Source organism: Roseicyclus sp. (assembly GCF_052168335.1).
GTDB lineage: Bacteria > Pseudomonadota > Alphaproteobacteria > Rhodobacterales > Rhodobacteraceae > Roseibacterium.
In genome coordinates this window covers 1-13,974 of sequence record NZ_JBQLZP010000364.1, presented here as the reverse complement: position 1 = coordinate 13,974, position 13,974 = coordinate 1, and the positions used below count along the sequence as shown (strand labels likewise).

The window sequence follows — 13,974 nt, the reverse complement described above, 5'->3', positions numbered from 1 at the left end:
CGCGGCGCCGGCGGTTGCAGCGGCCGGGGCGCGGTGGCCCCGATGGGATTGCGCGGCGCCGGGGCGGCCCGGCGCGGCGCGGGTTCAGCGCGCGAAGGTCGGGCGGCGGTCCGCCACGCCCAGCGCCTGCTCGAGGGCCATGCCGAGGTTCAGGATCGGCCCCTCCTCGAAGAGCCGTCCCCAGAGCGAGAAGCCCTGCGGCACGGTGAAGGTGCGGCCCGAGGCGTCCTCCTCGCCGACGCTGAGCTTGCCCGCGCCGAGGCTCGCCTTTCCGCGCGTGCCGACGTCGAGGAAGCCCGCGCGCAGGTGCAGGCACGGGTGGCCGGTGAAGTTCGACGCGACCAGCATCGGCCCGGTCATGAACGGGCCTGCCAGCACGTCGATCTCGGAAAAGAGCCCGTCGAGCGCCTTCATCACGCGCAGCCGCAGCCGGTCGAGCTGGACGTGGTCGACGGCCGAGAGGAAGCGCGCCTTGCGGAAGGTGTTGGGCCAGGCGCCCGCGTCCTGCCAAGTCAGCGTGTCGTCGGTGTTCTCGAGCGTCAGCTCCTCGAAGGCGGCGGCGGCCTCGGCATAGAGGAGGTTGATGAGCGCGCCGTAGGGCAGATCGGGCAGGCGCACCTCGCGAACCTCGACGCCGAGGCCGCGCAGCGCCTTGAGCGCGGCATGGTCCACATCGCTCGCTCCTTCCCCGAAGGCTTCGGGCAGGTAGCCGACCCTGAGGTGCTTCCACGCCGCGCCCGCGTCGAAATGGAAGGGCGCCGCGATGGTCGAGGGATCGCCGATGTCCGGCCCGTTCAGCGCCGCGAGCACGATGGCGGTGTCCTCGACCGAGCGGCAGATCGGCCCGACCTTGTCGAGCGTCCAGCAGAGCGCCATGCCCCCCGTGCGCGGCACCCGCCCGAAGGTCGGCCGGAGGCCCGTGGTGCCGCAGCGCTGCGAGGGCGAGGTGATCGAGCCGAGCGTCTCCGTCCCGATGGCGAAGGCGCAGAGCCCCGCCGCCGTGGCCGAGGCCGACCCGGCGGAGGAGCCGCTCGACCCCTCGTTGAGGTTCCAGGGGTTCCGCGTGACGCCGCCATACCAGATGTCGTTGTAGGCGAGCGCGCCCACGGTCGTCTTGCCCAGGAGGACCGCGCCCGCCGCGCGCAGACGCTCGACGATCACGGCGTCCCGGTCCGGCACCCGCTCGCGGAACGGCTCGGCGCCCCAGCCGGTGACGACGCCCTTCGTGTCGAAGAGGTCCTTCAGCCCGTAGGGAATTCCGTGGAGCGGCCCGAGCCAGACGCCGGCGCCAAGCAGCGCGTCCGCAGCGTCCGCCTCGGCCCGCGCGATCTCGGGCGTGACCCACGCGTAGCATTCGAGGTCGGGATTCAGCGCCTCGACCCGCGCGAGGTAGATCTCGGTCAGGCGGCGGGACTTGAGCATCCCCCGCCGCAGCCACTGCGACAGCTTCGTCACCGGCGCGTAGGCGATGTCCTCCTCGGCCTCGGGCAGCGGCCCGGGGTCCTCCCCGGAAAAACGCAGCGGCCCCTCGGGCGCGGGCATCGCGAAGCTCGGCAGGCGCGGGTCGAAGCGCGTCGCCATCGGCTCGTCATTGCCGAGGCGCACCCCCCGCCGCAGCCGGGCCGAGGCGATCTGACCCTCGAGATTGTCGAGCATCAGCTGACGCTCCTCGGCCGTGTAGCTCACGCCCGCGAGGCGTTCGGCGCCCTCGATGTCGGCAAGTGTAAGGGAATCCTTGGCCATCCCTGCGCCCCGTAGTTCGTCCCGACACCATGCTTTCTGCGCCACAAACCGTTTGTCAACTACGCTGTGACGTGGAAATTTCGTATTGCCACTACGATTTTTGCGGGAGGTCCGTTATCTGTCACGGGAATCGGGGATTTGCCGGGTTTTGCGGCAGCGTGTAATCAGCTTCCGTGCCCCGGCGGTGCCGCGTACGAAGGATCAGGGTTGCGATGAACCAGACGGCCGCACGCGTTCGCGCGTACAACATCGAGACGCCCGACCGCCTGCTCGACGCGGCGGAGCGCCTCTTCGCGCAGCGCAACTACCAGACGGTGACGCTCAAGGAGATCGCGGCCGAGGCCAACGCCAATGTCGGCCAGATCGCCTATCACTTCGGCAAGAAGGAGACGCTGGTCCGCGAGACGATCCAGCGCCGCGCGGGCGAGCTGAACCAGGAACGCATCGCGCTGCTGGAACAGTACGAAGAGCTGGTCGGCCGCGACAACGTCGAGGTCGAGCCGCTCGTCCGCGCGCTGATCCTGCCCTACTACAACCGCCTCGACGACCCCGAGGGCCAGTGGCGCCACTTCGCCACCTTCGTCGGCCGCTCGGTCTGGGACGGCACGCTGTCGCTCTACATGAGCGAGAGTTTCGACGACGTGGCAAAGCTTTACATCGCGGCCTTCATGCGGGCGATCCCCGGCCTCGGGCATGGCGCGGCGATCCGGGGCTTCCACTTCCTGATGGCCGTCATGCACGCCGCGACCGTGCAGGACGCGCGCGTCCAGGGCCTCCACCAGGGCGCGGGCGCCGACTTCTCCTGGGCGTCCTACAAGGAGAGCGTGGTTCCCTACATCAGCGCGGGCTTCAAGGCGCTGGCGACGGAACGGACGGGCTGACGCCACAGCCATCTCACGGGTAACGCCACGTCACCCCCTCGCAACTTGGCGCGGAGGGACGCAAGGCCGTTACCTGAGTTCGCTCATTTCCGTAATTATCTTTCGGGGAATTGTCTCGAGCGCGCGCGGTTGGCGCAACGGTTTGTTGGCGAGGGACATCGCATGAACACCGCCCCCCGGCGCGCGCCCATTCCCGCGAGTCATCCCCCGCCCCGACATGTCCTCCCGCAGCCGACGCAGCTCTGCGTGGACCCGCAGGCCTTCCTCGCGGTGGAGCGCCTCGCGGCCTACGAGATGGCGAACGCGCTTCTGGACATGGAACTCGACCTCCAGCGCACGCTGGACCTCCGCGCGGAGGAACGGCAGGTCTTTCTCGCCGTCGTCGTGGCCACGACCCAGCGTTTCGCCCGCACGGCCGCGCCCGGCTCGGACCATGTCGACCGCAGCCCCCTTCCCCGGTCGCTCGCCGGTCACATCTCGCGGCGGCGCCTCGCCGAGACGCTGGGCCTGCCCTTCGAGACGGTCCGGCGCCACGTCTCCCGGCTGATGGAGCGGGGGCTGATCGTCGAGACGCAGCGGGGCAGGCTCTCGACGCCGGGCGGCACGCTCGCCCGTCTCGGGCAGCACGACCTTCCCCTCGACTTCGCGCGCCGCTTCACCGGTGTCGTGCGCGCCCTGCAACGGATGGGCGTCATCTGACGCTTGCACGGCGTCTCATCCGAGATAGCGCCGATCCAGCTCCCGCAGCGCGGCCTCCGTCGCGGCGGGATCGGTCTGACGGCGCTCGGCGACGAGGGCGACCAGCGCCGACTTCGTCATGAACGCGATGCCGAGCCGCACGGCGGCGATGAGCACGTCCGCCTCGGACACGGCGGTTTTGCGGTCGAATGCCATGACTCGTTACTGTCGCGTTGAGGGAAACTCGCGACCCCGCGCCTCCAGGGAGGCGCAGGGCCGGCCGACGGTCAGTCGAGGGATGCCAGAACCGTCAGGCGTCGTTCCGTGTCCTCCGCGAGCTCGGCGCGGATCACCTCGCCGCGCGCGCAATAGGCCTCGGGATCGTAGGCGGCGACGGCGAGCTGTCCGCCGAGGGACATCGAATAGGCCATGAGCACGACGTCGACCGGCAGGTTGTTCTGCCCCTCTTCCGTCATCGCGAACAGCTCCGCCAAGATGTCGGCCATGACGGCGCTGTAGCGCTCCCAGTCCATCTCGTAGCCTTCGCAGCTCTCGGTCAGCGCCTGCTGCTGCGCCACGACGAGCAGGCGCAGCATGTCGCCGGGCTCGACCAGGTCGCCCATGCGCTCGAGCGCGACGGTGTTCACGGCCGCGTTCATGCGGGTCACGACATCGACGTCGGCGGGATCGACGGGCGTGCCGTCCTGTGCCGCCGCGGCCGTGGCGAGGCTCGCCGCGCAGGCCAGCGCCAAGTCGGGTTGCCATCTTCATGTGCTCTCTCCCTGTGTTCGTCGGTCGGCCTGTCTCAGCCGAAGATCCTCTGGGTCCAGCGCCACGAGAAATGCCCGTGGTCGTAGCAGCGGCGCGGCTGCGGAAGGCAGACCACGTTCGCAGAGGGCGAGAACGGCTCGCGGTAGGTGTCGCTGTTCTCCCAGTCGTGCTGCCGTCCGTTCGAGATGGCGGCCGCCACACCCAGGCCCACGATGGCCCCGATGACGAGCGCGGCGCCGTCGCCGCCGCGCGGATGGTTGTCGGCAAGCGTCGGCGAGGCCGCGCCGAGCGCGAGCGAAACGGCCAGGAGGAGGGCCGTCGGACGTCCCTTCATGATGCGTGTCCTTTCGGTGTCGTGTTCAGGTGCGGCTGATGTCGGCCAGGCCGTTCGAATAGGTGAAGCGGCAGACGCGCGGCTCGGTGCTGACCGTCATCGCGTCGCGGCGGACCTGCATGCGGACCTGCACGCCGCGCGGACCGGCGGACCCGAAGCCGTATTCCTCGACCGAGTCGACCCGGGCCACGTTGAGGCCCTGCTGGCGCGCGGTGTCGAGGCAGATCTCGCGCCCGAGGCTCAGCCCGCTGCTGCCGCCGCCGCCGAAGCTGCCGCCCGAGCCGCCGAACCCGCCGCCGCCGAAGCTGCCGCCCGAACCGCCGAAACCGGTCTCCTCCACGCACCCCGCGAGCAGGAGCGCTGCGGTGCCGACGACCGCCAAAACGTTGCGAGACATTCTCTTCTCCCCTTGTCCTCGCGGCGGAGACTACGGCGAGTCCCCCTGACGATGGCGGCGCCATGACCCGGAACGGGTCATGGCGATCCGTCCCCTGCCCCGGATCGGCGATACCGGGGGCCGGGCGACACCGGAGGGCGGGATCGGATGCGAGAGACGGGAAACGCCACGCGGCGCGGGATGCGGATCGTGCCTGCGGCGCTGGTCCTTGCGTTGGGCGCGGGGGGCGCCGGACGCGGGCGCCGAGACGCTCAGAGGCACCGCCACCTGGCGCGAGCGGATCGCGCTGCCGCCGGGCAGCGTGTTCGAGGCGGAGATCCGGGACATCTCGCGCGCCGATGCGCCCGCACCCGTGCTCGCCCGGACCGAGATCGCCGAGCCGGGGCAGCCGCCCGTCGCCTTCGCCATCGACTACGATCCAGCCGCACTCGATCCGCGCGCGATCTACGCCCTCCGCGCCACGATCCGGCACGACGGACGGCTCCTCTTCACCTCCGACACGATCCTCCGCGTCCTGCGCGACGGCGACCCATCGCATGTGGAGGTCCCGCTGGTGATGGTGACGGGCAACTGAACGCGGAATCTGGTGGGTGGTGAGGGACTCGAACCCCCGACATCCTCGGTGTAAACGAGGCGCTCTACCAACTGAGCTAACCACCCGCGCCGGGGCGCGTCATAGACCGCGCCCCTCCCGGCTGGCAAGGCCGAAGCCGTCAGGCTTCGAGCAGGCGTGCACCGCCGTTCTCGATCAGGTGGACGACGCCCTGACCGCAGGGCAGCGCGCCGAGCTCCGACAGCGGACGCCCGAGCGCGAGGCAGCGCAGGACGCGCGAAGTGACACCATGGGTGACGAGGATTGTCGGCCCCGTCAGCCCGGCGAGGACATCGCCCACCCGTGCGGCCAGCGCGTCCAGCCCCTCTCCCCCCGGCGCGTCGAACTTCCAGTCCTCGGGCGTGCGTCCCGCGGTCAGGTCCGGCCAGCCCGCCGCGACCTCGGCGATGGTCAGGCCCTGCCAGGCGCCCAGCGCGATCTCCCTCAGCCGCGGGTCGGCCCGCGCCTCGATCCCCGTGCCCGCCAGCGCGATCCCCGCCGTGACCCGCGCGCGCCCGCTGTCGCTGGATATCGCGACGGCGCCCTCCGGCACGACGCGCGCCAGGATCGCGCCCTGCCGCTCCGCCTGCGCGCGGCCGAGCGGCGTCAGCGCGGAGTCGAGCTGTCCCTGGAGCCGCCCCTCGCGGTTCCAGACGGTCTCGCCGTGGCGGAGGACGAAGAGGGGCGGCAGCGCGGGCGGCATGAGCCCGAGGACTAGCCCTGCCCCCCTGCCTCCGCAAGGTCGGCCTGCGTTACGCGGAGCGGCTGCGTCCGCCCCGTCTTGTCCTCGCCGAAGACGAGCGTCGTGTGCGGGAACGGGATCTCGATCCCGCGCGCGTCGAAGATGCGCTTCAGATGCGCGTTGTAGGCGCGCCCAACCCCCCATTGCTTGCCCGGCAGCGTCCGGATGCGCGCCCTGAGCACCACCGCGCTGTCGGCGAACTGGTCGAGCCCGAACCACTCGAGATCGCCCAGGAGGTTCGGCGCCTGCTCGGGGTCGGCGCGGAGCGCGTCGTAGGCGTCGAACATGGCCTGTTTCGCCTCGTCCACGTCCTCGCGGTAGGCCACGCCCATGTCGACCACGTAGTTCGAGTAGTCGCGCGTGAAGTTCGAGACCGTGTCGACCGAGGAGAAGGGGACGAGGTGGTAGACGCCCTGGACATCGCGCAGGCCCACCGAGCGGATCGTCAGCTTCTCGACCACGCCCGTCACGGCGCCCGCCGTCACCACGTCGCCCACGTTCATGGCGTTCTCGAGCTGGATGAAGACGCCGGTGATGACGTCCTGCACCATCTTCTGCGCCCCGAAGCCGATGGCGAGGCCGAGGACGCCGGCCGAGGCGAGGAGCGGGCCGATGTCGAGGCCGATCTCCGACAGCGCGAACATCAACGTGATGACGAGGAGCACGATCGTCAGCGCGTTCCGCAGCAGCGTCAGCAGCGTCTGCTCCCGCGCGGTCGGCACCGCGCCGAAATCGGGGTTGAGGCGGTATTCCACCCAGGAGGTCAGCGCGAGCCAGGCCGCGAAGGCGAAGACGAGGATCGCCGCGACGGAGACGACGGTGCCGATGAGCGCGAGGCCCGCCGGCGTCGTCAGCCACCCGCCCACGTCGAAGAGGCCGACCACGTCCACCGCGAAGAGGGCGAGGGCCACGAGGATCGCGATGCGCAGCCCCGTGAGGATCTGCGGCACGAAGCCGTTCAGCCGCTCCTCGAGCCGCGGCAGGCGCTCGGCGATGTGCGCGGGCAGCCGCACGCGCCGCCCGATGGCGCGGCTGAGCATCCCCGAAGCGAGGACCGCCGCCCCGATGGCGAGGCCGAGGAGGCCGGAGGCCTCGAGCGCGTCGACCACGCGCGCCACCGGCCGGGTCAGCGTGACGACGAGGATGAAGCCGAGCCAGAGGAGCACGAGGATGTGCCAGCGCCGCGCCAGCGCGGCGTAGACCCCCTCGCGCTTCGGCTGCCGGGCCATGCGCGGACCCTCTCCGGGGATGTCCTCGACCACGATGTCGCCGTCCCCCGCGGCCGCGGGAGCGGGCTCGGGCGTGCGCCCCTGCGCGAGCAGCCATTCGGCCACCGCGCGGCGGCGCAGGACGGCGGCCACGCCGAGCGTCAGGGCCGCGAGGATCACGACGATAGAGGCCACGGTGCTGCCCGCGGCGGCGGAGGCGTTCGCCGTCACGATCGGCACGACGAGGAGGAGGCCGTAGCCGATGAGGCTGATGGCGAGGTTGAGCGGCCGGTAGAGCCGCCGCGCGCCCCGGTCCGAGATCGGCAGCGGCCGAAGCTCGCCCGCGGCGGGCGAGACGACGAGGCGCACGACGACCTTGACCATCTCCACCGCGAGGAAGGCGTTGAGATATAGCGACTGGCGGATCGCGATCTCGCCGAACTGGCCGATCACGGTCGCCGCAAGCCCGTAGCCGATGGCCCAGGCCAGGATCACGACGCCCGCGTCCACGAGACCCGAAGCCAGCACGATGAGCCAGCGGCGGAGCGCGCCGCCTGCCCTCGCACGGCGGCCCATGCTGGCGTAGACGATCCGCGCGAGCGCGCGCAGCACGAGGAAGGCCACGACCGTCGAGCCGATGACGAGGAGAAGGTCGCGCAGCGCGTCGAACAGGATCCCCGCCTCGCGCGCGCCGAAGTCGTCGAGCGCATCCGGCGCGCGCGCGAGCGCCGTCCAGAACGCGACCGCACCCTCCATCAGACCCTGCACCGCGCCTTGTGTCACGGTCGCGATCTGCCGCGTGACCGAGAGGGGCGCCGCCTCGGGCACCGGCTCGGCCTCGGTCGCGGCGCGCTCCAGCTCGGCGATCAGCGCCTCGCGGCTGGCCTCGTCGCGGAGGATCTCGGCCAGCGCCGCGCGCGCCTCGGCCGCCGTGGTCTCGGGGGGCGTCGTCTCGGCGGTCGGCGGATCGGCGGCGGGCGCCTCCTGCGCGGCGAGGGGAAGCGAGAGCGCGGTGCAGAGGGCCAGGGAAAGCACGACCCGCACCGCCAGGGCGGTCGGCAGGGATATCTTCTTCAGCATGTGGACAAGTCTAGGTCCGCGACCCCGGATTGACCACCCCCGCGGACCGCCCGTCGCGCCCGGACCCGCCCATGCCGTCGCGTCCGTTCCGGCGGGCGGGCTTCTTTTCCAAGCCCGGCTTCTCTATGTAGGGACGACGAAGGAGCGCGATGACGGCATGAAGGACCAGGACGGACGGGGCGCGCTGCCGGCCCCGCAACGCGAGGTCCAGCACCGGCTGGTGGCGGATCTCGGCAAGCTGGCGCTCGCCGGCTGCCCGCTCGACGCGCTGCTCGACAGGGCGGTCGTCGATCTCGCGGAAGGGCTGAACGCCCGCTACGTGAAGCTGCTGGAGCTGACGCCCGACCGCTCGGAGATGACGGTGCGCGCGGGCGTCGGCTGGCATCCCGGGATCGTCGGCACGGCGCGGGTGCCCTCCGACGAGGGCTCGCAGGCGGGCTTCACCCTCCTCCAGGAGGACACGGTCGTCGTGCACGACTTCGCGGAGGAGCGCCGCTTCCTGCCGCCCCGCCTCCTGTCCGAGCACGGCATCGTCTGCGGCGCGAGCGTGATCGTCGGGCCCGTCACCAACCCCTGGGGCGTCCTCGGCGTCCACGAGAGCGAGCTCGGCCGCTGCGGCTTCGACGACTCGGACATCGACTTCATCCGGTCGGTGGCCAACATCCTCTGGCTGTTCATCCGCAACCTGCGCAGCGTCGAGGAGGCCGAGCGCGAGCGCCAGGCGCTGCGCTCCTTCGCGGACGCCATGCCGATCCTCTTCTCCGTCGTCGACCGCGAGGGGCGCTACGAGTTCGTCAACCGCGCCTACCGCCAGTTCGGCGAAGCACCCGGCCGCCTCGTCGGGCGGAAGGTGTCCGAGGTCATCGGCCCCGAGGCCTGGCGGCGGGCGCAGGCGCAGACGCGCCGCGTGTTCGAGGGCCGCGTCGTCAGCTTCGAGAACCGCGTCGTCATCGGGTCCGGGGGCGAGCGCGACGTGCTCGCCACCTTTGCGCCCCGCCGCAGCCCCGGCGGCGGGATCGACGGCTACTACGGCGCCGTCGTCGACATCACCGACCAGAAGCGCCGCCAGCGCGAGATCCTGGAACGCAACCAGCAATACCGCGCCATAGCCGACTCGATTCCCTACGGTATCTGGACCTGCGATCCCGGCGGCCGCCTGACCTACGTCAGCGACTCCTTCCTCGACCTCGTCGGCATGACCTTCGAGGAGGCCGCCGATTTCGGCTGGCTCTCCAAGCTCCTCCCCGAGGAGGCCGAGAGGACGCGCGCCGCCTGGGAGGACTGCGTCGCCCGGCGCGGGCACTGGGAACGCGAACACCGCTTCTCGGGCGGCGACGGCGGCAGCTACGACATCCTCGCCATCGCGCGGCCGGTCTTCGACGACGAGGGCGCGCTCTTCGGCTACGTGGGCCTCAACCTCGACATCACCGAGCGCAAGCGCCGCGAGGAGACGCTGGCCCTTGTCTCGGCGGAACTCGACCACCGGGTGAAGAACGTCTTCTCGCTGGTGCTGACGATCGCGCGGCAGGCCTCGCGCTCGGCGACCGACGTGGAGACGTTCCGCGAGGGCTTCGAGGGGCGGCTCCGGGCGCTGTCGAGCGCGCACCAGATGATCGCCGAGAACCAGTGGCAGGACATGTCGCTCGGCCGCCTGCTCGAGGCCGAACTCGCCCCCTACCGGGGCGCGCGGCGGACCCGCTGGACGCTGGAGGGGCCCGAGCTGAAGCTGCCCGTCCGCTCGGTCCAGCTCCTCGCGCTGGCAATCCACGAACTGGCCACCAACGCCGCGAAATACGGTGCTTTCTCGGGCGCGGAGGGAACCCTCTCCGTCCGCTGGAGCTTGACCGGGGACGGCGCGCTCGACCTGCTGTGGCAGGAGAGCGGGCTCGGCGGGGTGAGGGCCCCGGCAAGCACGGGCTTCGGCTCGCGCGTGCTGAAGCAGGTGCTCGTGATGCAGCTCGGCGCCGAGGTCTCGGTCGATTTCCGGGACGAGGGGCTGGCCGTGCGGATCGTGCTGCCGCGCGAGGAGATTCACGAAGCCTGACGGGAGTTTGTGGCTTGAACGTGCTGGTGGTGGAGGATGAGGCGCTGGTCGCGCTCGACCTGGCCGACATGCTTGAGGACCTCGGCCACCAGGTCGTCGGACCCTTCATGACCTCGGCGACCGCCCTGCCCGCCTGCCGCTTCGCCAGCGTCGACTTCGCGGTGCTCGACTTCAACCTCGGCGGCCAGACCTCCGAGACCCTCGCCGACGCGCTGGCGGAACGCGCGATCCCCTTCGTCTTCCTCACCGGCTATCGCCAGGGGTCGCTGCCGCAGGGCTACCGCGACTTCGTGGTGCTGCAGAAGCCGGTCCACCTGCCCGCGCTCCGCGCGGCCATCGACGCCGCGGCCAGCCCGGGGCCCTGAGCGCCGCTTTTCCCCGGCGCGCCAGATGCGATAGGGTCGGATGCAGGAGCGGCTTCGGCCGGACGGAAGGGACAGGAGCAGGACCGGGACATGACCGACGGTCGCGAGGTGACGACGCGGGTGACATCGAGCCACTGGGGCGCGTTCGAGGTGGACGTGGAGGGCGACCGCATCGTCGCCACCCGCCCCTTCGCCGCCGATCCCGACCCGCCGCGCATCCCCGAGATCCTGCCCGCCGCCGTCCACCACCGCAGCCGCGTGGCGCGGCCCGCCTTCCGGCGCGGCTGGCTCGAGGCACGCCGCCGCGAGGGGCGCGGGTCCGAGGATTTCGTCGCGCTTCCCTGGGACGAGGCGCTCGACATCGCGGCGGAGGAGATCGACCGCGTCCGGCGCGAACACGGCAACGGCGCGATCTTCGGCGGCTCCTACGGCTGGGGCTCGGCGGGCCGGTTCCACCACGCCCAGAGCCAGGTCCACCGCTTCCTCAACTCCATCGGCGGCTACGTTGCCTCCTTCGGGAGCTATTCCACCGGCTGCGCGCAGTCGATCATGCCGCATGTCTTCGGGGTGAACTTCCTCACGCTCCTCTACGAGCACCAGGACGGCTGGCAGACGATCCACGAGCACACCGAGACGCTGGTGATGTTCGGGGGGATCAACCCCAAGAACTCCCAGGTCAGCATGGGCGGCATCACCGAGCACGAGACGGCGGGCTGGTTCGACCGTTTCGCCGCCCGGGGGATGCGGATGGTCAACATCGCGCCGCAGCGGACGGATGCGCCGCCCGTGGCCGAGTGGCTGCCGGTGCGCCCCGGCTCGGACACCGCTCTGATGCTGGCGCTGGCCCATGTCCTCGAGACCGAGGGGCTGACCGACCGCGACTTCCTTTCGCGCTGCACGACCGGGTTCGAGCGCTTCCGCCCCTACCTGATGGGCGAGAGCGACGGTACGCCGAAAAGCCCCGAATGGGCCGCGCCGCTCACCGGCATCGCGCCCGGCGCGGTGCGCGACCTCGCCCGGCGCATGGCCGCGACCCGCACGCTGATCACGGTGGCCTGGTCGCTCCAGCGGGCCGAGCACGGCGAGCAGCCCTACTGGATGTCGGCCGTCCTCGCCGCGATGCTGGGCCAGATCGGCCTGCCCGGCGGCGGCGTCGGCTACGGCTACGGCGCGATCGGAGGGGTGGGCAAGTCGCTCCTCGGCCTGCGCGGCATGACCTTCCCGCAGCTCGAGAACCCGGTGAAGACGGTGATCCCCGTTGCCCGCATCGGCGACATGCTGCGCCATCCGGGGCGGCCCTACGACTTCAACGGGCGGCGCGAGCCCTACCCCGACATCCGCCTGATCTACTGGGCGGGCGGCAATCCCTACCACCATCACCAGGATCTCAACGCGCTCCACGCGGCATGGCAGGTCCCCGAGACGATCATCGTGAACGAGCCGTGGTGGACCGCCACCGCCAAGCGCGCCGACATCGTGTTTCCGGCGACCACGCCCTACGAGCGCGAGGATATCGGGCGCACGAACCTCGACGACTACCTCTTCCACATGCCGGCCCTCATCCCGCCCGTGGGCGAGGCGCGCGACGACTACGAGATCTTCGCAGGCCTCGCCGAGCGTCTCGGCGCGGGCGAAACCTTCACCGGCGGGCGGAGCGCGGCGCAGTGGATCGACGCGCTCTACGAGGAGTACCGCAGCCTAGCCGCCGCCGAGGGGGTGGAGGTGCCCGACCTCGACACGCTGAGGGCGCGGAACTGGGTGCGCCTGCCGATCCGGACGGAAGGACCGAACCGCACTCTCTTCGCGCCGTTCCGCGAGGACCCGGAGGGCGCCCCCCTCGGCGCGCCCTCGGGGCGGATCGAGGTCTTCTCGGACACCATCGCGGGCTTCGGCTACGACGACTGCCCCGGCCACCCGGTCTGGCTTCCGCCGTCGGAGTGGCTGGGCGCGGCGGGGGCACGCGCGCCGCTCCACCTCGTCTCGCCGCAGCCGGGCGACAAGCTCCACAGCCAGCTCGAGAGCGCGCTCGCCGACATCCCCGGCGCGCGGCCCACGACGCTGGTGATCCATCCCGAGGACGCAGGGGGGCGCGGCATCGCGACGGGCGACCTCCTCCGCGTCTTCAACGCGCGCGGCGCCTGCCGGGCGCGGGCGCTGGTGTCGGAGGACATCCTTCCGGGCGTCGTCGCGCTGCCTACGGGGGCCTGGTACGGCGATCCCGGCGGCAACATCGACCCCGACGGCAACCCCAACGTGCTGACGATGGACGTCGGCACCTCGCGCCTCGGCCAGGGATGCAGCGCCCACACCGCGCTCGTCGAGGTCGCCCGGCTCGAGGCCTGAGGCGCCGAAGCGCGGCATGTGGCGGCGGCCCGCATTTCGCCGACGTGAACACGCCACGCGCCGCGCGGATGCCGCCAGGGGCCCGCACGCGGCATGATCGTCAGGGGCCAGGCGTCTGGATGACGAGGAGGACCGTCATGGCGGAAAGGGTCGTTACCGAGGATCAGGTCGCACTCGCGGCATATTTCATCTGGTTCACGGAAAGGCAGCCGACGGGCCTCCACGAAGCGCACTGGCACCGCGCCCGCGCCGCCCTCGAGGGTGCCGGGCCGGGGTCTGGGCCGGGGTCTGGGGCTGGGGCGGAAGCCGCATCCGCACCGAAGCCCGCAGCGAGGCAACGCAGTGCCCGCAAGCGGAAGGCCGCAACCGCCGAGGCTCCGGCGAGGCCGCGCAAGCGGGATTGATGCGCGTCAAGGTCGGCGCGCGACGGGGCCCCTAGCCTGCCGGACGTGGAGGAGATGGTCACAAGACACGCGCATCCGCCGACAGGCGCGGTTCGGATCGCCCATCGGTCGGATGGCGGTCGCGTGCGGCTGCGGCTGCGCTGCCTGCGCGGGGATGCAATGCGGATGGAGCGTGTCGCGGCATGGCTCGCCGCCGAGCCGGGCGTTCTCGCGGTCGCTCCGCGCGCCGTCTCCGGCAGCCTCGTCGTCCGGGTCCGCCCCGGCCTGGCGGACGAACGCCTCCTCGCCGCGTCCCGCCGCGCGCTGGCTGCGGCGCTGAGCGGCACGTCGCGTCCCGCCGACCGGCCGGACCGGGATGACGGCTCCGACTGGCACAGCGTGGGACTTCCGGA

General features: G+C 71.7%; 15 protein-coding genes and 1 tRNA gene. 8 read left to right on the top strand and 8 right to left on the bottom strand.

Translation table 11 applies throughout. The annotated features are described in order from the left end of the window. Positions 1 to 84 precede the first annotated feature (84 nt). Entirely contained in the window at positions 85 to 1,743 is a 1,659-nt protein-coding gene (locus tag ACTS11_RS11230; RefSeq protein ID WP_442640401.1) for an amidase, read from the bottom strand. 212 nt (positions 1,744 to 1,955) lie between these two features. On the opposite strand from ACTS11_RS11230, the gene ACTS11_RS11225 reads away from it, so the two are divergent. Beyond that, complete coding sequence (locus ACTS11_RS11225; RefSeq protein ID WP_442640400.1) at positions 1,956 to 2,624, top strand: TetR/AcrR family transcriptional regulator; 669 nt, start codon at positions 1,956 to 1,958, stop codon at positions 2,622 to 2,624. 162 nt (positions 2,625 to 2,786) lie between these two features. Beyond that, the gene (locus ACTS11_RS11220) at positions 2,787 to 3,323 is read left to right on the top strand and encodes a winged helix-turn-helix transcriptional regulator (protein ID WP_442640399.1); all 537 of its coding nucleotides are present in this window, start codon (positions 2,787 to 2,789) and stop codon (positions 3,321 to 3,323) included. 15 nt (positions 3,324 to 3,338) lie between these two features. Here the strand turns inward: ACTS11_RS11220 and ACTS11_RS11215 are convergent, their stop codons facing one another. The 4 genes from ACTS11_RS11215 to ACTS11_RS11200 form a co-directional block, all read right to left on the bottom strand. Beyond that, positions 3,339 to 3,518: a hypothetical protein gene (locus tag ACTS11_RS11215; RefSeq protein ID WP_442640398.1), complete on the bottom strand. Its 180-nt coding sequence runs from the start codon at positions 3,516 to 3,518 to the stop codon at positions 3,339 to 3,341. A 71-nt stretch (positions 3,519 to 3,589) separates the two neighbouring features. After that, positions 3,590 to 4,054 (bottom strand): hypothetical protein, encoded by a 465-nt coding sequence (locus tag ACTS11_RS11210; RefSeq protein ID WP_442640397.1) that lies wholly within the window; start codon positions 4,052 to 4,054, stop codon positions 3,590 to 3,592. A 53-nt stretch (positions 4,055 to 4,107) separates the two neighbouring features. Then, positions 4,108 to 4,407: a hypothetical protein gene (locus tag ACTS11_RS11205; protein ID WP_442640396.1), complete on the bottom strand. Its 300-nt coding sequence runs from the start codon at positions 4,405 to 4,407 to the stop codon at positions 4,108 to 4,110. Between the two features lie 25 nt (positions 4,408 to 4,432). Beyond that, positions 4,433 to 4,804 (bottom strand): hypothetical protein, encoded by a 372-nt coding sequence (locus tag ACTS11_RS11200; protein WP_442640395.1) that lies wholly within the window; start codon positions 4,802 to 4,804, stop codon positions 4,433 to 4,435. A gap of 208 nt (positions 4,805 to 5,012) precedes the next feature. Between ACTS11_RS11200 and ACTS11_RS11195 the strand changes: the two genes are divergently transcribed. Then, complete coding sequence (locus ACTS11_RS11195) at positions 5,013 to 5,378, top strand: YbaY family lipoprotein (protein ID WP_442640394.1); 366 nt, start codon at positions 5,013 to 5,015, stop codon at positions 5,376 to 5,378. Positions 5,379 to 5,388: 10 nt separating this feature from the next. Here the strand turns inward: ACTS11_RS11195 and ACTS11_RS11190 are convergent. The 3 genes from ACTS11_RS11190 to ACTS11_RS11180 all read right to left on the bottom strand — a co-directional run bounded on the left by ACTS11_RS11190 (position 5,389) and on the right by ACTS11_RS11180 (position 8,426). Continuing rightward, positions 5,389 to 5,464, bottom strand: a tRNA-Val gene (locus ACTS11_RS11190). A 53-nt stretch (positions 5,465 to 5,517) separates the two neighbouring features. After that, complete coding sequence (locus tag ACTS11_RS11185; RefSeq protein ID WP_442640393.1) at positions 5,518 to 6,099, bottom strand: histidine phosphatase family protein; 582 nt, start codon at positions 6,097 to 6,099, stop codon at positions 5,518 to 5,520. 11 nt (positions 6,100 to 6,110) lie between these two features. Continuing rightward, on the bottom strand, positions 6,111 to 8,426 hold the full coding sequence (locus tag ACTS11_RS11180; RefSeq protein WP_442640392.1) for a mechanosensitive ion channel domain-containing protein: 2,316 nt from the start codon (positions 8,424 to 8,426) through the stop codon (positions 6,111 to 6,113). 157 nt (positions 8,427 to 8,583) lie between these two features. On the opposite strand from ACTS11_RS11180, the gene ACTS11_RS11175 reads away from it, so the two are divergent. The 5 genes from ACTS11_RS11175 to ACTS11_RS11155 all read left to right on the top strand — a co-directional run. Then, complete coding sequence (locus ACTS11_RS11175; protein WP_442640391.1) at positions 8,584 to 10,470, top strand: PAS domain-containing protein; 1,887 nt, start codon at positions 8,584 to 8,586, stop codon at positions 10,468 to 10,470. A gap of 14 nt (positions 10,471 to 10,484) precedes the next feature. Then, a complete protein-coding gene (locus tag ACTS11_RS11170) occupies positions 10,485 to 10,835 on the top strand; it encodes a response regulator (RefSeq protein WP_442640390.1) in 351 nt (116 codons plus the stop codon). A gap of 90 nt (positions 10,836 to 10,925) precedes the next feature. Then, positions 10,926 to 13,178, top strand: a complete 2,253-nt coding sequence (locus tag ACTS11_RS11165; protein WP_442640389.1) for a molybdopterin-dependent oxidoreductase — start codon at positions 10,926 to 10,928, stop codon at positions 13,176 to 13,178. Beyond that, positions 13,130 to 13,582, top strand: coding sequence for a DUF2934 domain-containing protein (locus tag ACTS11_RS11160; protein WP_442640388.1), 453 nt, complete (start codon positions 13,130 to 13,132; stop codon positions 13,580 to 13,582). Before ACTS11_RS11165 ends, ACTS11_RS11160 begins: the two co-directional genes overlap by 49 nt. 123 nt (positions 13,583 to 13,705) lie before the next feature. Further along, on the top strand, positions 13,706 to 13,974 hold a 269-nt coding region (locus ACTS11_RS11155), incomplete at its 3' end, for a hypothetical protein (protein WP_442640387.1).